General features: G+C 73.4%; 20 protein-coding genes. 4 read left to right on the top strand and 16 right to left on the bottom strand.

Features of this window, described 5'->3' with window-relative positions; genetic code table 11:
- Positions 1 to 64 precede the first annotated feature (64 nt).
- Positions 65 to 1,048 (top strand): MerR family transcriptional regulator, encoded by a 984-nt coding sequence (locus tag ACGF5U_RS13585; protein WP_392710310.1) that lies wholly within the window; start codon positions 65 to 67, stop codon positions 1,046 to 1,048.
- A gap of 172 nt (positions 1,049 to 1,220) precedes the next feature.
- Here ACGF5U_RS13585 and ACGF5U_RS13590 read toward each other — a convergent pair whose 3' ends face one another.
- The 4 genes from ACGF5U_RS13590 to ACGF5U_RS13605 form a co-directional block, all read right to left on the bottom strand.
- On the bottom strand, positions 1,221 to 1,853 hold the full coding sequence (locus ACGF5U_RS13590; RefSeq protein WP_392710312.1) for a CGNR zinc finger domain-containing protein: 633 nt from the start codon (positions 1,851 to 1,853) through the stop codon (positions 1,221 to 1,223).
- A gap of 362 nt (positions 1,854 to 2,215) precedes the next feature.
- Positions 2,216 to 3,871 carry an AMP-binding protein gene (locus ACGF5U_RS13595; RefSeq protein ID WP_392710313.1) on the bottom strand — a complete coding sequence of 552 codons (1,656 nt, stop codon included), beginning with the start codon at positions 3,869 to 3,871 and terminating at the stop codon, positions 2,216 to 2,218.
- Positions 3,868 to 4,671, bottom strand: coding sequence for a class I SAM-dependent methyltransferase (locus ACGF5U_RS13600; protein ID WP_392710314.1), 804 nt, complete (start codon positions 4,669 to 4,671; stop codon positions 3,868 to 3,870). The genes ACGF5U_RS13595 and ACGF5U_RS13600 overlap by 4 nt, the downstream gene beginning before the upstream one ends.
- A gap of 140 nt (positions 4,672 to 4,811) precedes the next feature.
- A complete protein-coding gene (locus ACGF5U_RS13605; protein WP_392710316.1) occupies positions 4,812 to 5,822 on the bottom strand; it encodes a helix-turn-helix domain-containing protein in 1,011 nt (336 codons plus the stop codon).
- Between the two features lie 314 nt (positions 5,823 to 6,136).
- Between ACGF5U_RS13605 and gap the strand changes: the two genes are divergently transcribed.
- Genes gap through hisC form a run of 3 tightly spaced genes read left to right on the top strand, consistent with a single transcriptional unit; the run spans position 6,137 to position 9,149 of the window.
- Positions 6,137 to 7,147, top strand: a complete 1,011-nt coding sequence (gene gap, locus ACGF5U_RS13610) for a type I glyceraldehyde-3-phosphate dehydrogenase (protein ID WP_392710317.1) — start codon at positions 6,137 to 6,139, stop codon at positions 7,145 to 7,147.
- Positions 7,144 to 8,079, top strand: a complete 936-nt coding sequence (locus ACGF5U_RS13615; protein WP_392710319.1) for a pyridoxamine 5'-phosphate oxidase family protein — start codon at positions 7,144 to 7,146, stop codon at positions 8,077 to 8,079. The genes gap and ACGF5U_RS13615 overlap by 4 nt, the downstream gene beginning before the upstream one ends.
- Entirely contained in the window at positions 8,079 to 9,149 is a 1,071-nt protein-coding gene (gene hisC / locus ACGF5U_RS13620; protein ID WP_392710320.1) for a histidinol-phosphate transaminase, read from the top strand. The genes ACGF5U_RS13615 and hisC overlap by 1 nt, the downstream gene beginning before the upstream one ends.
- Before the next feature lie 245 nt (positions 9,150 to 9,394).
- Here hisC and aroA read toward each other — a convergent pair whose 3' ends face one another.
- From aroA to ACGF5U_RS13680, 12 genes are all read right to left on the bottom strand, one after another.
- A complete protein-coding gene (gene aroA, locus ACGF5U_RS13625; RefSeq protein WP_392710322.1) occupies positions 9,395 to 10,693 on the bottom strand; it encodes a 3-phosphoshikimate 1-carboxyvinyltransferase in 1,299 nt (432 codons plus the stop codon).
- A complete protein-coding gene (gene tkt / locus ACGF5U_RS13630; protein WP_392710323.1) occupies positions 10,690 to 12,957 on the bottom strand; it encodes a transketolase in 2,268 nt (755 codons plus the stop codon). The genes aroA and tkt overlap by 4 nt, the downstream gene beginning before the upstream one ends.
- 52 nt (positions 12,958 to 13,009) lie before the next feature.
- Complete coding sequence (locus ACGF5U_RS13635) at positions 13,010 to 14,293, bottom strand: transposase (protein ID WP_392710324.1); 1,284 nt, start codon at positions 14,291 to 14,293, stop codon at positions 13,010 to 13,012.
- A gap of 27 nt (positions 14,294 to 14,320) precedes the next feature.
- Positions 14,321 to 15,457 carry a prephenate dehydrogenase gene (locus tag ACGF5U_RS13640; RefSeq protein WP_392710665.1) on the bottom strand — a complete coding sequence of 379 codons (1,137 nt, stop codon included), beginning with the start codon at positions 15,455 to 15,457 and terminating at the stop codon, positions 14,321 to 14,323.
- On the bottom strand, positions 15,457 to 15,846 hold the full coding sequence (gene aroH, locus ACGF5U_RS13645; protein ID WP_392710326.1) for a chorismate mutase: 390 nt from the start codon (positions 15,844 to 15,846) through the stop codon (positions 15,457 to 15,459). Before aroH ends, ACGF5U_RS13640 begins: the two co-directional genes overlap by 1 nt.
- A 138-nt stretch (positions 15,847 to 15,984) precedes the next feature.
- Positions 15,985 to 17,382 (bottom strand): class II 3-deoxy-7-phosphoheptulonate synthase, encoded by a 1,398-nt coding sequence (locus tag ACGF5U_RS13650; protein ID WP_392710328.1) that lies wholly within the window; start codon positions 17,380 to 17,382, stop codon positions 15,985 to 15,987.
- 79 nt (positions 17,383 to 17,461) lie between these two features.
- Positions 17,462 to 18,748, bottom strand: a complete 1,287-nt coding sequence (locus ACGF5U_RS13655; protein WP_392710330.1) for a multidrug effflux MFS transporter — start codon at positions 18,746 to 18,748, stop codon at positions 17,462 to 17,464.
- Between the two features lie 377 nt (positions 18,749 to 19,125).
- Positions 19,126 to 19,770 (bottom strand): NAD(P)-dependent oxidoreductase, encoded by a 645-nt coding sequence (locus ACGF5U_RS13660; protein ID WP_392710331.1) that lies wholly within the window; start codon positions 19,768 to 19,770, stop codon positions 19,126 to 19,128.
- 47 nt (positions 19,771 to 19,817) lie between these two features.
- Positions 19,818 to 20,630, bottom strand: a complete 813-nt coding sequence (locus ACGF5U_RS13665; protein ID WP_392710333.1) for a class II aldolase/adducin family protein — start codon at positions 20,628 to 20,630, stop codon at positions 19,818 to 19,820.
- A gap of 37 nt (positions 20,631 to 20,667) precedes the next feature.
- Positions 20,668 to 22,203 carry an FAD/NAD(P)-binding protein gene (locus ACGF5U_RS13670; protein WP_392710334.1) on the bottom strand — a complete coding sequence of 512 codons (1,536 nt, stop codon included), beginning with the start codon at positions 22,201 to 22,203 and terminating at the stop codon, positions 20,668 to 20,670.
- A gap of 74 nt (positions 22,204 to 22,277) precedes the next feature.
- Positions 22,278 to 23,336, bottom strand: coding sequence for a hypothetical protein (locus ACGF5U_RS13675; RefSeq protein ID WP_392710335.1), 1,059 nt, complete (start codon positions 23,334 to 23,336; stop codon positions 22,278 to 22,280).
- 2 nt (positions 23,337 to 23,338) lie between these two features.
- Positions 23,339 to 23,836 carry a flavin reductase family protein gene (locus ACGF5U_RS13680; RefSeq protein WP_392710336.1) on the bottom strand — a complete coding sequence of 166 codons (498 nt, stop codon included), beginning with the start codon at positions 23,834 to 23,836 and terminating at the stop codon, positions 23,339 to 23,341.
- Between the last annotated feature and the right edge of the window lie 51 nt (positions 23,837 to 23,887).

Here is a 23,887-nt window from a genome sequence, read left to right on the forward strand (position 1 = left end):
GCGATCGCCGTACCATCCCTCGCACGAGGGTTCGGGGAAGTGGTTCGGGGTGTAGGGAGCGAGCGTGTCCGAGCAGCCGGCGGCCGAGAACCGGGCGTCCTCGTCCGGTCAACGGGGCTCCACGTCCGAGTACCGGATCGAAGACCTGGCGCACCACAGCGGCGCCACGGTGCGGACCATCCGGGCATACCAGGACCGGGGACTGCTCCCCCGGCCGGAGCGCCGCGGCCGGTCCAATGTGTACGGGGACGCGCACCTCGCCCGGCTGCGGCAGATCGCGGACCTCCTGGACCGGGGCTACACCCTGGCCTCCATCAAGGAGCTGCTGGAGGCGTGGGACGCGGGCCGGGGCCTCGGCGGCGTGCTCGGACTGGTCGCCGAGGTGAACGGTCCGTGGACGGACGAGAAGGCCGACCGGATCAGCCGCACCGAGCTGGACGCCACCTTCGGCGGCACCCCGGACGAGCGGGCCGTCGAGGAGGCGGTCGAGCTGGGAGTGCTGGAGCGGATCCCGGGCCGGGACGACGAGTTCCTCGTACCGAGCCCGCAGGAACTGGCCGTCGCGGCAGAGCTGTACGCGGCGGGGGTACCGCTCCTCGCCATCGCCGGGCACCTGCGGGAGCTGCGCGGGCAGGTCGAGCACATCGCCTCCCGGTTCCTGGAGTTCACCACGGAGCACGTGTTCGCCCGGTACCTCGGCCACCGGCCGCCGACGGACGCGGACGCGGCGGAGGCGGCGACGCTGGTGCGCCGACTGCGGCCGCTCGCACAGCAGACCGTCGACGCCGAACTGGCGCGGGCGATGCGCACGTTCGCGACCCGGCACCTCCAGCAGCATCTGTCGCCCGACGGTCCGCCGCCGACCAGCGGCGAACCGAGGACGGTGGTCCTGCCGGCCGCCACCCTCCAGGCCGTGCACGACCTGGTGGGCCCCGAGAACACGGCGGCGTTCGTCACCGCCGCCACCGAACGCGAGGTACAGGCGAGGACGTTGGACGCGTTGGCGGCGGGGCACCGACCGGCTGAGCCCCACATCGATGGGCCGTGAGGTGAGTCGCGGCGAGAGCTGCGGCGAGAGCTGCGAGGTGAGTCGCGAGGTGGGATCGAGGTGGGAGTGAGGTGAGCCGCGAGGAGGACCGTGCGGACAACCGCGCGCCGCTGCACACGCGTTGTCCACAGAATCAAGCAATTCCCCTGTGGATAAGCAAGGTTGTTGTGGATCAAACCTGAGAGCCGAGGCTTTCTTCGGCCAACGTCGGTGATCCCTGCCACGCCGAGCCACGGAGCGCCCTGCCCCGGGCGTGGTGGCGTGCGGCCCTGACGCGGTTGCCGCAGACGGCCCGCGAGCACCAGCGGCGGGTGCCGTTGCGGGACGTGTCATGAAAGTACAGCCCACAGCCGTTGGCGCAGGCCCGGACGCGGTGCGGGTTGTCGGCGATCAGGCCCAGGTAGTCGCTCACGGCCGTCCAGCCCAGCAACTGGGCGGGATCGTCCACCTCGACCTGGTCACGGGGGCCAAGGGGCGTCAGCTCGCGACGTATCCGGCCCCGCGCCAGGATCCCGTTGAGCGCCTCCGGGGCACGCGGGTCGGCCGGGTCGGCGACCGCCGCGGCGAGCGCGGCGCGGGCGAGGCGCACCGCCACCCAGGTGCGCGGATCCGGCCGGACGAGCCCGCCCCGCAGCGGCTCCACCGCCGGGGACACCGACAACCAGTGCGCGAGACCCGCGACCGTGTCGAGCAGATCGTGGCAGCCGTGCCGGTCGGTCCAGACCGTGTTGACGAGATCCAGGGGCAGGGGCTCCCCCAGGAGGGGCCGAGGGTCCCCCAGGAGCTCTCGGGCGGGATGCGGCATGTCCTCTCCTCGCACGGGCGGGTCGGGTGGGTGGGCTGGCGGGGGGGGGTGGGGCGGGGGGGGGCGGGCGGGGGGGGGCGGGGCGCCCCCCCCCGGGGGGCCGGGGGGGGCCCGTTCCGCCGCGCCACGTGACGGCGCCGCCGTCCCAGGCCCCGTTCAGCGGGCGGCCGGGCAGCGGGCAGCCGGGCCAGCGGGCCGCCGGGCAGCGGGCCGCCGAGGCCGCGGGCAACCCGGGCAGCGGGCCGCCGGGCGGGCCGCCGGGGCTGCCGGCAACCCGGGCAGCGGGCCGCCGGGCGGGCCGCCGGGGCTGCCGGCAACCCGGGCAGCGGGCCGCCGGGGCTGTGGGCCGGGGGCGTCGGGGGTCAGCGGCGGGCGGGTATCGGTTCCCGGCGGGCCGCCTCGGCCTCGAACCGCTGCCTGAGCTGGGCCCGGCGCAGCTTGCCGATACCGGTCTTGGGGACGTCCTCCTTGTCGGCGGGCAGGACGTGCCGCACCTCGACACCGAGGCGTGTGGCGACCTGCGCCCGGATCTCGGCCAGGTCCTCGTCGGTGGCATCGCCCCGGCGCGGGTGGAAGAAGACGGCGAGTTCCTCGGTGCCGTCCTCCGTCCCCGACACCAGGGTGGCCACCGTGTACGAGGGTTCCACCAGGTCGAGTTCCTCGACCGCCGCCTCGATCTCATGGCCGTGGTAGACGATGTCGCCGATCTCGATGACGTCGTCGACGCGGCCCGTCACCGTGAGGATGCCGTCCTCCACATAGGCCAGGTCACCGGTCTTGAACCAGCCGTCGGCGGTGAACGACTGCCGGTTCTGTTCGGCGTTGTCGTAGTACCCGGCCGTCACCGTCACCCCGGTGACCTGGAGCCGGCCGACCGTGCCGGGCGGGACGAGCTCGCCGTGCTCGTCCACCACCCGCACCTTGGTCCCGGGCTGCGGCCGCCCCACCGGCACGTACCGCTCGTCGCCGCCCGCCGCCTCGGTGAACCGGCAGTCGGCGACGCCCGCGGTGGTCTCGGACATGCCCCAGCCGGGATACATCGCGTTCCCGGGCAGACCGAAGGCGCCCAGCAGGTCGAGGAACCGGCGGACGACGCTGCTCCGGACGGCCTCACCGCCGTTCATGATGTACCGCAGGCAGGTCAGGTCCCAGGAGAACTCGGGCAGCCGCTCCGCCTGGTCGTTGATGAGTCCGAACGCGAAGTTCGGCGCCCATGTGGTGTCGGCGCGGTGCCGGTCGATCGCGGCCGGCCAGCGCAGCGGATCCTCCAGCACCCACTGGATGGGCGCGTGCACCTGGTGGCAGCCGAGGTAGACGTCCCGGGCGTGGAACATGACCAGACCGCCGACGTGGTCGAGCGGCATCCAGTTGAACGTCCGGTTCGCCCGTCCCAGCCGGTTGACCTGCGCGGTCGCGGCGCTGCGGCCGAGGATGTTGCGATGGCTGAGCATCACGGCCTTGGGTACGCCGGTGCTGCCGGAGGTGAGCAGGAGGACGGCGAGGTCGTCCGGGTCCGCCCGGTGCCAGTCGCGGTCGGGGGTGTGGGACAGCAGGCTCGCGGTGTCGCCGATCAGGGCGGCCGGCCAGTCGGGGTGGGTGGCGACCCCCGGCGCGAGCGGCTGGCCGGCTCCGGTGACGACGCGGGGCCTGCCGTATCCGGCCCAGACGCGTTCGAGGAGGCCGGGGCCGGTGTCGGCGGCGGCGCTCACCGGCATGGGGACGTATCCGCCGAGTACGCATGCCCAGAACGCGGCGATCAGCTGCGGGTCGTCGGCGATCTGCAGGATGATCTTCTCGCCCGGCCGGGCGCCGGACGCGCGCAGACCGGCCAGGATGCGGGCCGCCTCGTCGACGAGGTCGGGGTAGCCGCGGGTGACCTCGGAGCCGTCGGCGCGGATGTAGCAGATCCGCTCGGGCCCTGCCGTGTTCGCGGCGCGGAGCAGGGCGTCGCCGAGGGTCGCGACGTCGGTGAGCGGGGCGGGCCCGCCGTCGAGGTACGAGATGTCGGCGCCGGTCATGCCACGTTCCCCTTCGTGTGCGTGTCGCCCCGCGTGCCGTCGGCACCGGCGGCCGTGTCCGTGTCCGTGGCCGTGGCCACGAGGACCAGCGGGCCCCGGCCGTGGAACGGGGCGGGTTCCTTCCGGAAGCCGCCGTACTCGGCCGTGACGGTCAGCCCGGCCGCGGTGAGGAGGTCCCGGACCTCGGGCCCGGTCAGTACGGTCTGGTCGAAGAAGTTGTCGTACATGGCGACGCTGCCGTCGCTCTCCCGTACGTACAGCACCTCCTCGTTGCGCCAGATGGCCGCGTGCGGGTTGATGACCTGCCGGGCGAGCCGGCTGATGAGCACGCCGTCGCCCCGGTGGTGGGCGATGGTGTGCGGCTGGTAGGTGTCGACGAAGTTCAGCAGGTGGCCGAATTCGAGGACCACGTGGCCGCCGGGGCGCAGCAGGCTCCGTATCGTCCGCAGCACGGCGGGCAGTTCGGGCCGGGGCAGGTAGTTCAGGGTCATGAACAGGCTGTGGATCAGGTCGAACCGCTGGTCGGTCGTGAAGTTCTCGACCCGCTCGTGCGCATAGGTCAGTCCCTCGCCGCCCGCCTGGCGCGCGTACTCGATGAACTGGGCGCTCTGGTCCACGCCGGTGCCCCGGAAGCCGAGGGAGGCGAGTTCGCGCAGGTTGGTGCCGGTGCCGCAGCCGAGGTCGAGCACGTGGCCGCCCTCGGGCAGCAGGGAGGCGAGGAAACTCGTCTCGGCGGCGAGATCGCGGAAGCCCCTCCGCATGATCTCGTAGTACCTTCCGGGGAATTCGAAGCTGGACAACGCGTCACTCTCCTACGGGAACGGGCGGGTCTGGCGGTCGGGCATGGCGGGGGGGGTGCGGGCCCGGACAGGACGACAGGTCCGGACAGGGCGTACGGGACCGGTCAGGCGTACGGGATCGGACAGGCGTACGGGTCCGGTCAGGGCGAGCGGGCCGGGTGCCGCCGGCCCTTGCGGTAGTCACGGGGTGTGACCCCGAACCGGCCCCGGAACAGGCGGCTGAAGTGCGACGCCCCGTACAGCCCGGACCGTTCGCCGATCACCGCGACCGGGACGTGGTCGAGCCGGGGGTTGCCCAGTTCCGCGCGGCAGCGGGTCAGCCTCTCGTCACGGATCCAGCGCGCGGGGCTGGTCCCGTGCTCCTGGAAGATCTTCTGCAGGTAGCGCAGTGAGACGTTGTGGTGGTCGGCCACCGAAGCGGGGGTCAGGTCCGGGTCGGCGAGGTGTTCGCGTACGTATGTCTGGACGCGCAGCATCAGTGCCCGGCGCGCCGCCTCGGCCTCCTCGCCCTCGCCCTCGCCCGTCCGGTCGCGGTGCTCGTCGCGTTCGTCCCGGTGGCGTTCGGCGAGGAGCGCGGCGGTCAGGTCCGCAACGCCGCCGCCGAGCAGGACGAGCGCCGGGTCGCTCAGCGGCCGGTGGTCGGTGAGCCCGGCCAGCAGCGGGGACAGCAGCGCCCCGACGCCCTGCCGCCCGGACCAGCCGACGGCCGTCAGTCCACGTGTCCCGCCGGGCGGCAGCCCCGCCCGGCGGTGCGGTACGAGGAGTTCCACCATGCGGAACGGTCCGGGCAGGACGATCCGGTACGGACGGGTGCTGTCGACGCACACGAGCTGCGTGCCCGTGGCGGAGCCGTGGCGTCCGTCCTGGAGGACGCGGATCTCGCCCTCCAGCATGCGGTGGAGGCGGAGGCAGCCTGAACCGCCCGGCTGTGTGCGGGCGTTGCGGCTGATCGAGCGGGCGGTGCGGAGCACCTCGTGGTGCTCTCCCTCCACCACCGCGACCAGGACGTCGCCGATCGGGGTGAGCCGGGTGGTTCCCCGCAGGGCCTCGTCGTGACGGCGCACGACCTGGACGCCGGTCGCCACCTCGCTCACGGACGGGGCGATCACGGAGGACGGGGTACCCGGCGCGTCGAAGCGCAGTGACTCCATCGTTCTCCACACATTCCGTCGACAGCCGCCCACCGGTAGCCGTGTGCGACTGACCCCAGAAAAACATACCTGCATGAAGGTATCTACTTCGATCGAAGCCTTCGATACGACGTATCGCGTGCGCCTTTGCGCAACTTCGCGCCCACCGCCGCACCTACGGTGCTCGCGGTCCCGGAACACCCGAACGCCCGGAACACCCGAACGCCCGGATCACCCGAACGCCCGGAACGCCCGAAGGGGCCGAAGGGGCCGAAGGGGCCGAAGAACCGAAGCAGCGAACCGAAAGAACGAAGACCCAAAAGAGGGGTACCCCAGTGACGATCAAGGTCGGTATCAACGGATTCGGCCGGATCGGCCGCAGCTTCTTCCGCGCCGCCCTGGAACGCGGCGCCGAGCTGGAAGTGGTCGGCATCAACGACCTGACCGACGCCGCGACGCTCGCGCACCTGCTGCGCTACGACAGCACGCTCGGCCGGCTGAACCGCGAGGTCAAGGCCGCCGACGGCGAACTGTCCATCGACGGCCGCACCATCCGCGTCACCGCCGAGCGCGACCCGGCGAAGCTGCCGTGGGGCGAGCTCGGCGTGGACGTCGTCGTCGAGTCGACGGGCGTCTTCACGGACGCCGACAAGGCCAGGGCCCATCTCACCGCGGGCGCCAGGAAGGTCATCATCAGCGCGCCCGCCAAGAACGAGGACCTCACCCTCGCCTACGGCATCAACGACGGGCTGTACGACCCCGCCCGCCACGACATCGTCTCCAACGCGTCCTGCACCACCAACTGCCTGGCACCGCTCGCCAAGGTGCTGGATGACGCGTTCGGCATCGAACACGGCCTGATGACCACCGTGCACGCCTACACGCAGGACCAGAACCTGCAGGACGGACCGCACAAGGACCTGCGGCGGGCCCGTTCGGCCACCACCAACACCGTGCCCACGACGACGGGCGCCGCCAAGGCCATCGGGCTGGTCCTGCCGCGCCTCAACGGCAAGCTCGACGGGTACGCCCTGCGTGTCCCGATCCCGACCGGCTCGGCCACCGACCTGACGGTCCGGGTGGGCCGTACGACCACCGCCGAAGAGGTCAACGCGGTGTTCGCGGAGGCCGCCAGGGGGCCGCTCGCCGGCATCCTCAGCTACACCGAGGATCCCATCGTCTCCAGCGACATCGTCACCGACCCGGCGTCCTGCATCTTCGACGCCGGACTCACCAAGGTCATCGGCGACGGCCGCCAGGTGAAGGTCGTCGGCTGGTACGACAACGAGTGGGGCTTCTCCAACCGGGTCGTGGACACGGCCACGTTCCTCGGATCCCGGCTGTGATCAAGACACCTCACCACGAGGGTGAGCAGGCCGTACAGCGGCGCGCGAACGAGGGGCACGCGGGCTGGGGCTCCCCCATGTTCGGCGACGAGATCCTGCCGGGCTTCGACCAGTTCATGCTGCAGCAGCGCATGCTGATCATCGGCGGGGCCGACGGCGACGGCGCCGTCTGGGCCTCCGTCCTGCACGGCGAGCACGGCTTCATCCGCACCCTGGACCGCCACACCATCGGCATCGGCGCCGAACTGCCGCCGGGAGACCCCCTGTCCGGCGCGTTCGAGGCGACGCGCGACATCGGCATGCTGGTGATCGAACCGCAGACCGCCCGCCGGATCAGGATCAACGGCGTGGCGCGGCGTGACGGGTCCACGCTGCGGGTACGGACGGAACAGGTGCTCGGCAACTGCCCGAAGTACCTCCAGCTGCGGATGCCCGCCGAGGACGGCCCCGCGGCCGCGGCGCCCGTGCCCCGGACGTCGGACACGCTGGACGCCGGGCAGCGGAAGTGGATCGAGACCGCCGACACGTTCTTCATCGGCAGCCGCGCGCCCGAGCACGGCGCCGACGCCTCGCACCGGGGCGGCGAGCCGGGGTTCGTCGCCGTGACGGGGCCCCGGCAGCTGACGTGGCCGGACTACCTCGGCAACTCCTTCTACATGACCCTGGGCAACCTCCAGCTCGACCCGGCGTGCGGGCTGCTCTTCATCGACTGGGAGCGGGGCGACACGCTCCAGCTGACCGGCACCGCCCGGATCGACTGGGACGAGCGCGGCAAGGCCGCGTTCCCCGGCGCCCTGCGGACCGTCGTCTTCGACGTCGAACGGGTCGTGCACACGGCGGGGGTCCTGCCGCTGCGCTGGGAGTACGCGGCGCCGTCGCCGTACAACCCGCCCGCGCCGCCCGCACGGCCGGCCGGGACGGAGGGCCGGTGATGACGCGCTCCGCCGGGCCGCGGCTGCGCGCGGACGTCACCGGGCTGCCCCGTTACGTCCCGGGCCGGCCCGCGCCCCACGCCCTCGTGGACAAGCTGTCGTCCAACGAGAACCCCTACCCGCCGCTGCCGTCGGTCCTGGCCGCCGCCCGTGAGGACATCGGCGCCGTCAACCGCTACCCCGACCCCGCCTGCACCGAGCTCGTCGCGGCCCTCGCGGAGCGCCTCGGTGTGCCCGGCGAGCATGTGGTGCCGGGCACCGGGTCGGTCGGTGTCACCCACCACCTGGTCCGCGCGGCCGCCGGTGACGGCGACGAAGTCCTCTACGCCTGGCGGTCGTTCGAGGCGTATCCGCTGATCACCTGGGCCGCCGGGGCGACGCCCGTGCAGGTGCCGCTGCGGGACGAGCGGCACTGTCTCGACGCCATGGCGGACGCGGTCACCGACCGGACCCGGCTGGTCTTCCTCTGCAACCCCAACAACCCCACCGGCACCGTCGTCCGCCGGGACGAGCTGGAACGCTTCCTCGACCGGGTGCCCACCGACGTCCTGGTGGTCCTGGACGAGGCGTACCGGGAGTTCGTCCGCGACCCGGACGTCCCCGACGGGCTCGACCTGCACCGCGAGCGGCCCAACGTCGCCGTGCTGCGCACCTTCTCGAAGGCGTACGGACTCGCCCGGCTCCGCGTCGGCTACGCGGTCGCCCACCCGCCGGTCGCGGCCGCGCTGCGCGCCTGCGCCGTGCCGTTCGGGGTGAGCGGCCCCGCGCAGGCCGCCGCCGTCGCGTCGCTGCGGCCCGAGGCCGAGGCGGAACTGCGGGACCGGGTCGACGCGCTGGTGGCGGAACGCGGCCGGGTCACCGCCGGGCTGCGGGCCCTGGGCCTGACGGTGCCGGACAGCGAGGCCAACTTCGTGTGGCTGCGCCTGGGTGCGCGTACGGCGGGGTTCGCCGAGGCGTGCGAGGCGGAGGGCGTGATGGTACGGCCGTACGGCGACGAGGGCGTACGGATCACCATCGGCACGCCCGAGGAGAACGACCGGATGCTGAAGGCCGTCGGGGCGCGACCGTAGGGCCGGCCGCTGCCGCCGCACGACACACGAGAGGAGGGGCGGGCCCCGCACAGGGCCCGCCCCTCCTCTCACGTCCGCGCCCACGTTCGCGTCGCGCGTCAGGGTGCGCGTCGGCGTCGGCGTCGGCGTTCGCGTCGGGCGTCAGCGTCCGCGTCCGCGTTCGCGTCGCGCGTCAGGGTGCGCGTCGGCGTCAGCGTCAGCGTCAGGGTCCGCGTTCATGTCCGCGTCCGCGTCGGGCGTCGGCGTCAGCCGCGTCGCCCTTCGTCCGTCCCGGGGAACAGCCGCGCCAGCTCCGTGTGGAAGCCGGGGAACGTCTTGCTCACGCACGCCGGGTCGTCGAAGGTCAGGCCGGGCGCCCGCAGTCCGAGCACGGAGAACGACATCGCGATGCGGTGGTCGCGGCGGCAGGCGATCCGGGCGGGCGTGACCGGCCCGGGACGCACCGTGATCCGGTCGGGGCCCTCGTCGACCCGGACGCCCAGCGCCCGCAGGTTCCCCGCCACGGCGGCGATCCGGTCCGACTCCTTCAGCCGGGCGTGGGCGATACCGGTGATGGTGATCGGCCCGTCGGCCAGCGGCGCGATCGCCGCCAGCGTCATGAAGGTGTCGGAGACGTCGCCCATGTCGACGCTGAAGCCGCCGCGCAGGACGTCGGGCCCGGTGACCTCCCGGCCCTCGGGGGTGTCCCGCACCCGGGCGCCGGTCAGCCGCAGCACGTCGGTGAAGCCCAGGTCGCCCTGGAGGCTGTCGGGGCCGAGCCCCGGCACCAGGACGGTGCTCCCGGTGACGGCCGCCGCCGCGTAGAAGTACGAGGCGGTCGACGCGTCCGGCTCGACGGCCAGGTCGGTCGCGCGGTAGCCGCCGGGCCGTACCCGCAGGGCGGACGGCCCGGCCGTCTCCACACCGGCGCCGAAGCGCCGCATCAGGGACCGGGTCATCGCGATGTACGGGGTGCTGACCAGGCCCCGGACGGTCACCGTCAGCGGGGTGCGCATCAGCGGGGCCGCCATCAGGAGCCCGGTGAGGTACTGGCTGCTGGTGGAGGAGTCCAGGACGAGCTCCCCGCCGGCCAGGCCGCCGTCGGTCGCCCGCACGGTCAAGGGCAGGTCGCCCCCGGTGAGACCTGGGGCGGGGGCAGGACCGGTGTCGGTGGTACGGATGTCGGCGCCGAGCCTGGTCAGCGCGTCCACCAGCGGCCGCAGCGGGCGCGCCCGCAACTGCTCCGATCCGTCGAAGACGACCGTGCCGTCTCCGCAGGCGGCGAACGGCGGCAGGAACCGGGCTGCCGTCCCGGCGTCCGCGCACCAGACCGGGCCGGTCGCGCGCGGCGCCCCGCCGAGCCCGGTGACCAGCCAGTCGTCCCCGTCGTCGGTCACGTCGACGCCCAGGGCGGCCAGCGCGGCCCGGAAGGCGACGGTGTCGTCGCTGACCAGGGGCGCGCCGACGCGGCTGCGGCCCTGAGCGGCGGCGGCGAGCAGCAGCACCCGGTTGGTGATGCTCTTGGAACCCGGGACGCGCGCCCGCAGCACCGTGCGCGTGGTCATGCCGCCGCTCCCGTCCCGGACGCGCCCGCCCCGGTGCCCGCCGCGGGGCGGACGGTGTTCTTCGCGACGCGGTGGCGGCTCGCGCGGGCGGCGGCCGCGACGCGCTGCGCGGTCAGGCCGAACTGCTCGTACAGGGCCTGGTACGGGGCGGATGCGCCGAAGCCGTCGAGGCTGACCGCCTGCCCGGCCGGGCCCAGCAGCGCGTACCAGCCGAGCGCGGTGCCGGCCTCGACGGAGACCCTGGCCCCGCCGTCGGGCGGCAGCACCCGGTCCCGGTACTCCTGGTCCTGCTCCTGGAACCACTCCAGGCACGGCATCGACACGACCCGGGTCGGGATGCCCTCGCCCTGGAGGATCGCGCGGGCGTCGAGCGCGATGGGGACCTCGCTGCCGGTGGCGATGAGGATCACCTCGGGCCGGTCGGCGCCGTCCGCGTCCGCCAGCACGTAACCGCCCCGGGACACCTCGTCCGTGGTGGCGATGCCGCTGCCGGGCGAGCGGTCGAGAACGGGCAGGTTCTGCCGGGTCAGGCACAGTCCGGCGGGCCGGTCGCCGCGTTCGAGGATGGCCCGCCAGGCGGCGACCGTCTCGTTGGCGTCGGCCGGGCGGACCACGTCGAGGCCGGGTATGCCGCGCAGCGACCACAGGTGTTCCACCGGCTGGTGGGTGGGCCCGTCCTCGCCGAGGCCGATCGAGTCGTGCGTCCAGACGTAGGTGACGGGCAGCCGCATCATCGCGGCGAGCCGTACGGCCGGGCGCATGTAGTCCGAGAAGACCAGGAACGTGCCGCCGTAGGGGCGGGTGCCGCCGTGCAGGGCGATGCCGTTGAGGATCGCGCCCATGCCGTGTTCGCGGATGCCGAAGTGGAGGGTGCGGCCGTAGCGGTGCCCGGGGAACGCGTCGGTGGCGAACTCCTCGGGTACGAAGGACGGTTCGCCCTTCATCGTCGTGTTGTTGCTCTCGGCGAGGTCGGCGGAGCCGCCCCACAGTTCGGGCAGGACGGAGGCCAGGGCGGACAGCACCTCGCCCGACGCCTTGCGGGTCGCCATGGAGCCGCCCGGAGCGAACGAGGGCAGCGCCCGTTCCCAGCCCGCCGGCAGCCGGCGCGCGGCGATCCGGTCGAACTCGGCGGCGCGATCCGGGTGGGCGGCCCGCCAGTCCAGGTAGCGCTTGTCCCAGGCGCGGTGGGCGGCGCGGCCCCGGTCGGCGACCTCGCGGGCGTGGGCGAGGACGGCGTCCGGTACGTGGAAGCTGAGCGCGGGGTCGAGGCCCATCGCCGCCTTGGTCGCCGCGGCCTCCTCCGCGCCGAGTGCGGCGCCGTGGATCGCGCCGGTGTCGCGCTTGCCCGGCGACGGCCAGCCGATGACGGTGCGCAGCGCCACCAGCGACGGCCGGTCGGTGGTGTCACGGGCGGCGGTGAGCGCGGCGTACAGCGCGTCGACGTCCTCCTCGTACCGGCCGGAGACCGTCCAGTCGACCTGCCGTACGTCCCAGCCGTAGGCGCGGTAGCGGGCGATGACGTCCTCGGAGTGGGCGATGCGCCGGTCGTCCTCGATGGAGATCCGGTTGTCGTCCCAGAGCATGACGAGGTTGCCCAGCCGCTGGTGGCCGGCGAGCGAACTCGCCTCGTGGCACACGCCCTCCTCCAGGTCGCCGTCGGAGGCGATCACCCAGATGGTGTGGTCGAACGGCGACGTCCCGGGCGCGGCGTCCGGGTCGAAGAGCCCTCGCTCGCGTCGGGCGGCCATCGCCATGCCGACCGCGTTGGCCACGCCCTGGCCCAGCGGCCCGGTGGTGGTCTCCACGCCGGGGGTGTGGCCGTACTCGGGGTGGGCGGGGGTGAGGCTGCCGGCGGTGCGGAGGGCCTTGAGGTCGTCGAGTTCGAGTCCGTACCCGGACAGGTACAGCTGTGTGTAGAGGGTGAGGCTGGCGTGGCCGCAGGAGAGGACGAACCGGTCGCGGCCGGCCCACTCCGGGTCTGCGGGGTCGTGCCGCAGCAGCCGCTGGAACAGCAGGTACGCGGCCGGGGCCAGGCTCATCGCGGTTCCGGGGTGCCCGTGTCCCGCGGCCTCCACGGCGTCCACGGCGAGCGCCCGCGCCACTTCGACGGCCTGCCGGTCGGCGTCGGTCCACCGCAGGGCACCCGTGGTCGGTGTCGGTGTCGGTGTGGGGGTGGGGGTGGAGGTGGAGGTGGAGGTGGGGGTCTGCGGCCGGGCCGTCGTCTGCCGGGCGTGCTCGTGTTCGTGCTGCTGCTGCGCGGTCATGGCTCCTTCTCTCGGACTCTCGGGCTCTCAGGCTCTCGGGCTCTCGGATGCGTCATGCGGCGGTGTGCCGCTGCCGGGCGTGGTGCGGGAACAGCAGGGCGGCCGCGCGGGCGAGCGACGCCAGCGTGGTGTGGCGGTGCCAGGCGGCGAACGAGCGCCCCGCGTAGGCGTGGAGGCCGAAGTCCGGTACGGGATCGGCGGTTCGCGCGGGGGCGCTGTGCCGTGCGGCGATGCGCCCCAGCGCCTTGGTGGCCGGGCCCGCCATGCCGGTCAGCCAGTAGGCGGGCCCGCCTCCGGCGCGCGGGTCGCGTACGACGAGCAGGACGTGGGGCCGCCCGGTGGGGTCGGCGGCCGTGCGGCACGGCACGCGCAGCACCTTCGGGCCCGGCTCCGCCGCCGCGCCGGCCAGCTGGCGGGCGGTGCTGAGCCGTCGGGGCGGGCCCTGCCGCGCGCGGGGCGGCGCGACCGCCGGACCGGCGAGGAGTTCCGAGCCGCTGACCCGTACCAGGTAGGGGACGCCCAGGGACGTCAGCTCCCGCAGGACGGACCGCAGATCGGTGCGCCGGCAGTCCAGGATGAGCGGGGCGGTGCGCACACCGGCTCCGTCGGCCATCTCCCGTACGCAGTCGAGGGCGCTGCGGACCGGTCCGGCGGGGACGACGTCGTCGGGGATCGCGGCGCGGGCGCGCAGCACGGGGTCGGCGAGCCAGCGGGCCGTGAGCGTCAGCCGCCAGGTGACCGGGAACTCTCCCCGGTCGGTCACCAGCCACAACCCCACGGCCCGCTGGCCCCGTACGGTCCTGCCGGTGGCGTAGTCGGCGAAGTTGTCCACGCCGACGCACTGGAAGGTGCTGCGGCCGACCGTGCTGGAGCGCACGGCCCACGCCACGGGGCCGGTACCGGCGTCGACCCGGGCGGCCAGGGCGCGGCGGACGGGCCGCCAGTCCCAGGGCGAGTCGTTGACGAAGTGGTGCAGCCGCTGGGCGAGCGCGGGTTCGTACCCGGCTCCGGGGCCGTACCCGGCCGCCGGTCCTTCGCCGGTCACGGGCCCCGCGCCGGTCACGAGTCCCGCGCCGGGGACGGGGCTCTGGCCGGGCACGGGTCCGTGCCGTCCGGTCGCCGTCAGCAGGCTCCGCACGTACAGCTCGCCCGTACGGCGCTGATCGCTGCGCGGCAGGGACGCCAGCACCTCCCGGCACAGCGCCCCCACCGGGTCGGCTCCACCCGCCTGACCACCCGCCTGACCGCCCACCGGCCCGTCCGCCCGGCCGTCCGCCCGGCCGCCCACCGGGCCGATCGCGGGAACGCGTGCCGGAACGCCGCTGAAGGGGAACATGCTGCCTTCCGGGGTCGAGGGCGCGGGTCAGCGCGCGGCGAGCGGTTCGTGGGAGGCGCCCGGCAGTGGCGGCGGCGCGATGCGCTGGACCTTCCAGCCGGTGTCGGTGAGCCGGCGCGCCATGTCCTCCGCCGCGCCCGCCTCGACCATCAGCTCCACCAGGCCGCTGGGCTCGCCCGGCGAGTGGTCGATCGTCATGTCCTCGACGTTGACGCCGAGTTCCGCCGCGGCCGCCAGCAGGCGGGCCAGCTCGCCCGGCTGGTCGCCCAGCAGGACGCGCACCGGTACGCAGACCGGGCCCGGCGTGCCGTGCTTGCCGGGGATGCGCCGCAGCCCGGCCACCCCGCGGCCGAGGAGGTCGGCCAGGACCGCCGTGCCCCGGTCCCGTTCGTCGGCCTTCTCCGTGGCCAGACCGCGCAGCGCCGCCACGGCCGTCGCGAGGTCGTCGGACAGGTCGGCCAGGACGTCGGCGACCTCCGTCGCGTTGGCCTCCAGGATGTCGCCCCACAGCCGGGGGTCGCCCCCGGCGATCCGGGTGACGTCCCGCAGGCCCTGCCCGACGAGCCGGGCGGCCTCCTCCGGGATGTGCTGGAGCCGCGCCGCCACCAGGGACGCCACGACGTGCGGGGCGTGCGACACCAGCGCCACCGCCCGGTCGTGGGCGCGGCTCTCCATCACCACCGGCACCGCCCCGCACAGCGCCACCGTCTCCAAGGCGTGGTTGAACGTGTCGGTGGTGGTCCGGTCGGACGGCGTGAGCACCCAGGAACGCCCCTCGAAGAGCGTGGCGCAGGCGGCGAGCGGACCGGACCGTTCCCGGCCCGCCATCGGGTGGCCGCCGATGAAGCTCGCCGGGTCGCCGCCGCCGTCCCGGACACTGCGGTGCGGCTCCACCTTGACGCTGGCGACGTCCGTGTAGCTGCGGGCGAGCCCGCGCGCCTGGTACTCGGCGAGGACGCCGCCCACATGGGCCGGGGGCACGGCGAGTACCGCCATGTCGACCTGGCCCGACGGCGGCCCTGCCAGGCCGGCGCCGAGCGAGGCCGCCGTACGGACCGCCGACTCGTCCGCGTCCATCAGATGGACCCGGACGCCCCGGCGGCTGAGGGCCAGGGCCACCGAGGTGCCGATCAGCCCCGTCCCGACGACGGCGGCGGAGCCGATCATTCGCGTGCCCCGGCCCCGGCCGCCGCCGGCGCCAGATCGGTGCGCAGCGCCGCCGCGCCGCCCTGGTAGACGTGGCGGATCTCCCGTTTGGACAGTTCGGTCTCCGCCAGGGCCAGGATCCGTACGACCCGGGGCAGGGAACCGGCGATGTCCAGCTCCTGCGCGCACATCAGCGGCACGTCCCCCATGCCGAGTTCACGGGCCGCGACGGCCGGGAACTCGCTGCGCAGGTCGGGTGTCGCGGTGAAGATGAGCCCGACCAGATCGTCCTGGTCCAGGGCGTTCGCGTCGAGCATCTCCTTGACGAGCGTCTTGACGTTGTCCAGCAGATGGCCCCGGTCGTCGAAGTCGAGCTGCGTCGCTCCGCGCACGGCTCGTATCGTCATCACTTACCTCCACTAGGAACGTGCCGCCGGGAACGTGCGGGGCGGGGACGGTGCGGGTGGGTGGTGTACGGGTGGGTGGTGTACGGCTTCGTCGTACGGTTCGGTCGTACGGCTTCGTCGTACGGTTCGGTCGTACGGTCAGGCGGCGGTGGCGACGGCCGTCGGGCGCAGGGCCGGGGAGTCGTCCCGGTCCCGGTCCCGGTACAGCTCGGCGACCCGGAACGCCAGGTCGAGCGCCTGCGAACGGTTGAGCCGGGGGTCGCAGGCCGATTCGTAGCGGTGCTGGAGGTCGTTGAGGGTGACCTCGTACCCTCCGCCGACGCACTCGGTGACGTCGTCGCCGGTCAGTTCGACATGGATGCCGCCCGGGTGGGTGCCCAGCGCCGCGTGCACGTCGAAGAAGCCCTTCAGCTCGTCCAGCACGTCGTCGAAACGGCGGGTCTTGTGCCCGCTGGGCGCCTCGAACGTGTTGCCGTGCATCGGGTCGCAGATCCACGCGACCTGGGCACCCGCCGCCGACACCTTCTCCACCAGGTACGGAAGGACGTCCCGGACCTTGTCGGCGCCCATGCGGGTGATGAACGACAGCCGGCCGGGCTCGCGGTCCGGGTCCAGCCGGTCGATCAGCGCCAGCGCCTCGTCGGGCGTCGTCGTGGGCCCCAGCTTCACCCCGATGGGGTTGCGGACGCGGGCGGCGAACTCGACGTGCGCGCCGTCGAGCTGCCGGGTCCGCTCACCGATCCAGATCATGTGCCCCGACACGTCGTACGGCTGTCCCGTACGGGCGTCGGTACGGGTCAGCGCCGCCTCGTAGTCCAGGAGCAGCGCCTCGTGGCTCGCGTACACCTCCGCGGAGTGGATCTCGCGCGGGTCGGCGCCGCACGCCTGGAGGAACGCCAGCGCGTCGTCGATGTCCTGGGCGAGGCGCTCGTAGCGCTCCCCGGCCGGGGACGCGGCGACGAAGTCCTGGTTCCATTCGTGGATCCGGCGCAGGTCGGCGTAGCCGCCGGTGACGAACGCGCGGATCAGGTTCAGCGTCGCGGCGGACGAGTGGTACATCCGCTTCAGCCGCTCCGGGTCCGGGGTCCGGGCCTCCGGCGTGAACGCCAGCCCGTTGACGGCGTCGCCCCGGTACACCGGGAGTTCGACGCCGTCGCGTACCTCGGTCGGCTTGGAGCGCGGCTTGGAGTACTGGCCGGCGATCCTGCCCACCTTCACCACCGGCACCGACGTCGCGTACGTGAGCACGGCGGCCATCTGGAGCAGCGTACGGACCTTGGAGCGGACCTGTTCGGCGGTGATGGCGTCGAACGTCTCGGCGCAGTCGCCGCCCTGGAGGAGGAACGCCTCCCCCTGGGCGACGGCGGCGAGCCGGTCGCGGAGCTGGTCGCACTCGCCGGCGAAGACCAGCGGCGGATAGGCGGACAGTTCACCGACGACACTCTGCAGGGCTTCCGGGTCCGGCCAGTCGGGCTGCTGGGCCGCAGGTCGCCGTCTCCAGGAGTCCACTGCGGCGAGGGACGTGTCATGGATCATGGTTGCGGTTACCTCGATCGGTTGGTGTGGGAGCGCTCGGCGGATGGCCGCCGGGCGCTCGGCGGGAGGCCGGCGGGCCTCAGCGGGAAGCCGGCTGGGCCGCGTCGGCGGAAGACGGGGCCGGGGCCGGGGTGGAGCCGTGCTGGCCGGACTCGCCGGAGCGGGCCCGGGTGAACAGGGCGAACGAGCCGAGCGCGGCCACGCCGAGCACGGCGATCACGACGCCCATGGGCACGGCGGTGCCCTCGCCCGCGAGGCCCACCAGCGGGACCACGGCGGCGCCGATCAGATGCTGGGACAGGCCCAGGAGCGCCGCCGCGGAACCCGCGACGTCGCCGTGGTCCTGGAGCGCCAGGGCCGTCGCGTTCGGCATGACCAGACCCACGCTGGCGACCACCACGAACAGGGCGGCCAGCAGCGGCACCAGGCCGGCGTCCGTGAGGACCACGGCCAGCAGGGCGAGGCCGCCGAGCGCGGACCCGGACACGCCGGTGGCGAGCAGCCTGCGCGGCCCAACCCGGTGCACGACCCGTCCACTGACCTGCGCGGCGACGACCAGGCCGAGCGCGTTGACGGCGAAGACGACGCTGAACTGCTGCGGCGACAGGCCGTGGATGGCCTGCAGCACGAACGTCGAGCCCGAGATGTACGCGAACATCGCGGCGAACGCGAAACCGCAGGCCAGGTTGTAGCCGACGAACACCCGGTCGGCGAGCAGCCGGCGGAACACCGGGCCCGTCGCCGCCAGGCCGCCGGACTGGCGGCGCTCGGCCGGGTGCGTCTCGGGCAGCGCCGTGACGACGGCGGCGAGCATCAGCGCGCCGGCCACGGCGAGCGCGACGAAGATGCCCTTCCAGGAGGAGACCAGCAGCAGCTGGCCGCCCAGCACGGGGGCGAGGATCGGGGCGATGCCGGTGATCAGCATCAGCATCGAGAAGAACCGGGCGGCCGCCGCGCCGGAGTCGCGGTCGCGGACGATCGCCGAGGCGATGACGATGCCGGTGGCGCCGCCGAGGCCCTGAAGGGCGCGCAGGGCGACGAGGACCCAGACGTTCGGCGCGAACGCGCACAGCAGGCCCGTGACGGCGAACAGGGCCAGACCGGCCATGAGCGGCCGGCGGCGGCCGAGGGCGTCGCTGACCGGGCCCGCGATCATCTGGCCGATGCCGAGGCCCAGCAGACAGGCGGTCAGGCTGAGCTGCGCCGCCGACGCGCTGGCCTCCAGGTCGCGGGAGATCTGGGGCAGACCGGGCAGGTAGGCGTCGTTGGCGAGCGGCCCGAGCGCGGTGAGCGCGCCGAGGATGACGACGAAGCGAGCCCGCCCGCCGGAGCGTGCGGTCGGTGTCGGGGTGTCCGACGAGGACATGAGAGGTCCCTCCGATGTGGCCGGGGCCCGCCCCCACCGGCGAACCGGCGGGCACGGGGCATTGAGGTGGGGGGTGGCGGGGTGCGGTGGGGTGGGATGGGTGCGGTGGGGTGGGATGGGTGGTGCGGATCTGGGTGGGGTGGGTGGTGCGGTGGGTCTGTGCGGTGGGGTGGGTGGTGCGGGTTTCGGTGCGGGCGGTGGGTGGTGCGGTGGGGGGGTGGTGCGGGTTTCTTCGCGGTGGTTGCGGTCTGCCGTCCGGGGCGGGGACGCTCCGGGCTCGCCTCCTCGGCGTCGGAGGGTTCGGGTGCCGGTCTTCGTGCCGTTTCCGGTCCTCCGACGCCTGCGGGGGCGACCCTGCGCGGCCCCTCCGGCCGGGGTCAGTACGCGACGGTGATGCGCTGCTTGACGGCCTCGCCGCGCTCCAGCTCGTCCACGAACGCGACGGCGTAGTCCGGGATGGTGATCCGGCTCTTGCCGTCGGCGTCCACGAGGAGCTGGTCGCCGCCCCTGCGGTACGTGCCGGTGCGCTCGCCCGGCTCGATCAGCGCGGCCGGTGAGATGAACGTCCAGTCGAGGTCGTCGACCTCGCGGTAGAGGCCGAGCGCCTCGCTCTGCGCGAGCGCGTTGGCCTTCCACATCGCCGGGAAGTTCGGGTTGTCGATGACGCGGACGCCCGGCGACACCTCCAGGCTGCCCGCGCCGCCGAGGACGACCAGGCGGGTGACGTCGCCGCGGCGCAGGCCCTCGATCAGCGCCTGGGTGGCGCCCACGAGGATCTTGCGGTCGTCGTCCACGCCGAGCCGGGGGCCGACGGCGGAGGCCACCGCGTCGTGGCCGGGGGCGAGCTCGGCGACGGTCGCGGCGTCCGTGACGTCGCCGGCGGCGACGGTGAGGCCCTCGCGGTCGCCGCCGCGCAGCTCCCCGGTGCGGGTGACACCGGTGACGGTGTGGCCGCGGGACAGCAGCTCGTCGGCGATGGCGCTGCCGATGTTGCCGCTCGCGCCGAACAGCAGAACCTTCATGTGGGTACTCCTCGATGGGTGGGTGGGTGCGGAGGGGGCGGGGGCGCCTACTCCTCCAGCAGGTCGGGCTGTTCGTGGGTGATCTCGTCCCAGAGCAGCTGGAAGCTGAACCAGCCGAGCTGCTCGTTGCCGAAGCCGTCACCGGCGGCGACCGCCTGCTCGTGGGTGAAGCTCTTCGGGGTGCCGGCGGCGTGGGCGAGCAGCTGGACCTGGGCGCAGCTGTCGTAGGTGAAGAACCAGTGGACGGCCTCGTCCAGGGAGCCGCCGACGGTGATGAGGCCGTGGTGGCGCAGCAGGATGGCCCGGTTGCCGCCGAGCTTCTCGGCGATGTCGCGGCCCTGTTCCAGCGACACGGACGGCCCCTCGTACTCCTCGTACAGGACCTGCCGGCCGTAGAAGGCGGCGGATTCCTGGTCGATGGGTTCGAGCAGTCGGCCGAGTGCGCCGAGGGCGCGGGAGTGGGCGGTGTGGCCGTGGGCGGCGGCGGTGGCGCCGGGCTGGAGTTCGTGGATCTGGGAGTGGATGACGAAGGCGCTGGGGTTGACGCGGTGCCTGCCTTCGACGACCCGTCCGGCGGAGTCGACGCAGATCAGGTCGGCGACCCTGACCCGGTTGAAGGAGACGCCGAACGGGTTGACCCAGAAGCGGTCCGGGTACTCCGGGTCGCGGACCGATATGTGGCCCGATATGCCTTCGCCGAAGCCGTACTTGCCGAACAGGCGCAGGGCGGCGGCCAGGCGCTGCTTGCGGTGGCGCCGGGTCTCCTCGTGGGTGGCGAACTCGGGCTCGCCCGGGATGGGCAGTCCGGTGTGGGTGTCCGCCAGGTAGTCGGGGCGAGGCTCGGTTGCCGTGGTGGTCATGGCTTTCCTTTCTTCGCGGGACGCGGGTGCGTGGCGCTCAGGCCGTGAGCAGCACGTCCGCGTGGGCGGGCAGCACCGTCTCGGCGTGCTGTCGGATCGCGGTGACGATGTCCTGGCTGCGGTCGACCAGGGACGGGATGCCGAAGGTGAAGAACAGGGCGCCGGCGGCGATGTTGCCGAGGGCGTACAGCCGTGGATCGGGTCGGCCGCCCGCGGTGAGCTGGCTGGTGGAGCGTTCGAGGTGCAGTCCGCCGTGCGGGTGCCGGCTGGCGGCGCGGGTGCGCATCAGTGAGGTGACCAGCGGTTGGGCGCTGGTGGGTATGCGTCCCTCCGAGGCGTTGACCGCGTTGATGACCACGTCGGCGGAGAAGGCGGTGCCGTCGGCGGCGACGATGTCGAAGCCGTCGCCGTCGCGGGCGGTGATGTCCTGGAGTCCGGCCTGGATGGCGAGTTGGCCGGCCTCGACCAGGTCCAGCAGGACGGCCGCGCTGCTCGGTGGCATCGGGCAGCACAGGCTCATGATGGTGCGGTAGTGGGCGCGCAGCAGCCGTACCTTGTCCTCCTCGCGGAGTGGCGGCCAGATGTCGGGTCCGGTCTCGGGTACGGCGCGTTGCAGGATCCGCAGTCCCATGTGGGGCGAGTTGACCTCGCCGAGCTGCCGGCGCAGCCGGTCCACGGGGTCCTCCAGGTCGACACGGATGATCTCCGAGACGACCGCGTCGAGGTCGGCACCCGCGTCCCGGAACTCGGCGCGGAGGACGGCCGCGATGTCGTCGACCGAGATCTCGGGCCGTTCGGCGGCCAGCGCCCGCATCCGCTCGGGGGTGATGTGGCGCAGTTCGAACGGGACGGGCCGCTGGCGCACTCCGGGGAGGACGCCCCGCCGGGACAGCAGGCTGATCCGGCCCTGGTGGCCCTGGGCGGCGAGGGACAGGATGATGTCGACGGCGGTCAGGCCGCTGCCGATGACCGCCACATGCTCCTGTTCGGCGACGCCTTTGAGGGTGTGCGCGATGGGGTACGGGTCGGGGACGAATCCGGGTGCGCCGGTCAGTCCGTACACGTCCTTGGGGCTGTCGCCGCCGACGCAGAGCACGGCGTAGTCGAAGGCGCGGGCGCGTCCGTTGCCGGTGCGGAGCAGGACCCGGTTGGCGGCGCGGCTGGCGGAGGTGACGCCTTCGCCGACGAGGTCGATGCGCCAGCCCTGCCGGCGCAGTTCGCCGAGTGAGGCGTAGGCGGTCTGCTCCAGGTAGTCGCCATAGACGGTGCGGGGTGCGAACCGGGCTCCTGACCGCTGGTCGACGCCGGTGGGGACGCCGGTGACGCGGTCGCGGGTGTCGAGCCAGCGTTCGAAGTGGGCGAGGTCGCCGGCCCGTACCGACATGTCGTCGGGTGTGGCGTTGACTTTGAGGGTCTCGGTGTCGACCTGGTACGCGCGGCCCCGCCACAGGTGCGGTGAGGGCTCGAAGACCGTAAGGCTGCCCGGTTCGCTGCCCGTCCGGGCCAACGCGTCGATCAGGCAAACTGCAGCCGCGCCTCCTCCGACGACGCCTATCGAGAATCCACGGGACATATGTCAGTCACCTATCAATATGCGGAAGGCGCAGGAGCGTGCACCGGCCGGCACGGGCCGGCCGGTCAGCGGTGTCAGGTGGTGCTGCTGTGCTTGAAGTTCTCCATCGAGACCGTGAAGTCGTCCCGGTTGGCCCGGTAGCGGATGCAGTACTCCTGCGGGTACCAGCCGTCGACCTGCCACTGGCGGGGCTGCTTGATCGGGAAGCAGCCGCTGGGGTTGTCGCCGCGGGCGAGCCCGTCGAACCACGCCTTGCTGATCATCGGCTCCAGGAAGGTGATCTTCGCGTCGTAGGAGCCGTAGATGAAGGTGTGGGTGAACGCCTGGTTGTGCCACTCCGGTGACGAGTCGTCGATCAGGTGGTTGCCCATGGCCGCTTCGGCGACGCCGTTGTCCCGGTAGCCCTGCGGCATGTACTGCGGGGGGACCGGCTTGGTGGCGGTGGCGTAGTCGTCGCAGTCGATGGCGAGGCCGCACGGCCCGGTGCGGATCGCGTCTCGCTCGGCCTTCGGCTGGATGTAGAAGTGGAAGTCGAAGTGCGGCGAGTCGTAGATGTGCTCCGGCCCGTGGCCCATCGGGTTGTAGTTGACCAGCGCCCAGGTCAGCGGCTTGCCGGCGAGTCCCGCCAGTTTCGGCGGCAGGTCCAGGGGGCGTTCGTGGCCGCCGACGCACTCGGTGTGCTCGTCGACCTTGCCGTCGCCGTTCATGTCGTAGCAGTGCTTGCCGTCGGTCATGGCGGTCGGCAGGTTGCGGAGTGTGGCGCGCGGGAAGACGATGCCGACGGTCTGCGGGCGGTCGCCGGACAGCTGGGCGTAGGTGCGCACCGATCCGTCGCCGAGCGCGCTGGGTTTGCCGTAGGAGGCGCAGGGGCCGGGGTACGACAGGGTCCAGCGGTAGAGGAGTTCCGCGGTGGCCGCGGTGACCTGGACGGTCCACTCGCGGTCGGGTGCGCTCCGGTCGGCGACGCAGACGGTGGTCGGTGTCGTCGCGGCGGTCTTCGGTGCCGGGGCGGCGGCCGGTTCGGTCGCGTTCGCCGTGGGCCACACCAGGACGGACAGTCCCGCCAGGGTGAGGACCGCGGCGCCCAGGCCCTGCAGACGCCACCGGGTGGATCTCTTGGCTTTGGCTCTCATGGTCACACCTGTTCGAGTTCGAATCGATGGAACCCGCCCTGCAGGAAGATCAGGGGGGTCCGGTCCTCTCGGGAGCCGAGGCCGACGACCTCGCCGATGACCATCACGTGGTCGCCGGCCGTGACACGGTCCCGGTAGCGGCACTCCATCCAGCCGGCGGCGTCGAAGAGCCGGGTGCCGGTGTGGGCGCCGATCTCGCTCGGCAGGTCGCGCAGCGCCTGGTCGCGCTCCTCGCGGGAGCGGGCGAACAGCCGCGCGGTGTCCTCGCCCTCAGCGCCGAGGATGGAGATCCCCCAGACCTCCGACCGGAGCAGATCGGCGAGGAACCCCGATTCCCGGCGGAAGCTCAGGGACACCAGCGGCGGCTCCAGCGAGACCGACGTGAGGGAGTTGACGGTGATGGCGTTGTGCCTGCGTCCGGAGCTGTCGTCCGCGTAGGTGCTGACGACGCAGACCCCGGTCGCGAAGTTGCGCATGACGGTGCGCAAGTCGTTGTTCATGGACAGCCTCTCTGGAGCTTGACGGAGTCCTGAGCGTGTGGAGGGCGGGCG

The sequence above is a fragment of the Streptomyces sp. NPDC047886 genome (assembly GCF_043204435.1).
Taxonomy (GTDB): domain Bacteria; phylum Actinomycetota; class Actinomycetes; order Streptomycetales; family Streptomycetaceae; genus Streptomyces.

Excerpts from the sequence above, each read along its gene's own strand:
- ACGF5U_RS13590 (WP_392710312.1), bottom strand. The coding sequence starts at position 1,853 with ATGCCGCATCCCGCCCGAGAGCTCCTGGGGGACCCTCGGCCCCTCCTG.
- ACGF5U_RS13595 (WP_392710313.1), bottom strand. The coding sequence starts at position 3,871 with ATGACCGGCGCCGACATCTCGTACCTCGACGGCGGGCCCGCCCCGCTC.
- ACGF5U_RS13605 (WP_392710316.1), bottom strand. The coding sequence starts at position 5,822 with ATGGAGTCACTGCGCTTCGACGCGCCGGGTACCCCGTCCTCCGTGATC.
- hisC (WP_392710320.1), top strand. The coding sequence starts at position 8,079 with ATGACGCGCTCCGCCGGGCCGCGGCTGCGCGCGGACGTCACCGGGCTG.
- aroA (WP_392710322.1), bottom strand. The coding sequence starts at position 10,693 with ATGACCACGCGCACGGTGCTGCGGGCGCGCGTCCCGGGTTCCAAGAGC.
- tkt (WP_392710323.1), bottom strand. The coding sequence starts at position 12,957 with ATGACCGCGCAGCAGCAGCACGAACACGAGCACGCCCGGCAGACGACG.
- ACGF5U_RS13635 (WP_392710324.1), bottom strand. The coding sequence starts at position 14,293 with ATGTTCCCCTTCAGCGGCGTTCCGGCACGCGTTCCCGCGATCGGCCCG.
- aroH (WP_392710326.1), bottom strand. The coding sequence starts at position 15,846 with ATGACGATACGAGCCGTGCGCGGAGCGACGCAGCTCGACTTCGACGAC.
- ACGF5U_RS13650 (WP_392710328.1), bottom strand. The coding sequence starts at position 17,382 with ATGATCCATGACACGTCCCTCGCCGCAGTGGACTCCTGGAGACGGCGA.
- ACGF5U_RS13655 (WP_392710330.1), bottom strand. The coding sequence starts at position 18,748 with ATGTCCTCGTCGGACACCCCGACACCGACCGCACGCTCCGGCGGGCGG.
- ACGF5U_RS13660 (WP_392710331.1), bottom strand. The coding sequence starts at position 19,770 with ATGAAGGTTCTGCTGTTCGGCGCGAGCGGCAACATCGGCAGCGCCATC.
- ACGF5U_RS13665 (WP_392710333.1), bottom strand. The coding sequence starts at position 20,630 with ATGACCACCACGGCAACCGAGCCTCGCCCCGACTACCTGGCGGACACC.
- ACGF5U_RS13670 (WP_392710334.1), bottom strand. The coding sequence starts at position 22,203 with ATGTCCCGTGGATTCTCGATAGGCGTCGTCGGAGGAGGCGCGGCTGCA.
- ACGF5U_RS13675 (WP_392710335.1), bottom strand. The coding sequence starts at position 23,336 with ATGAGAGCCAAAGCCAAGAGATCCACCCGGTGGCGTCTGCAGGGCCTG.
- ACGF5U_RS13680 (WP_392710336.1), bottom strand. The coding sequence starts at position 23,836 with ATGAACAACGACTTGCGCACCGTCATGCGCAACTTCGCGACCGGGGTC.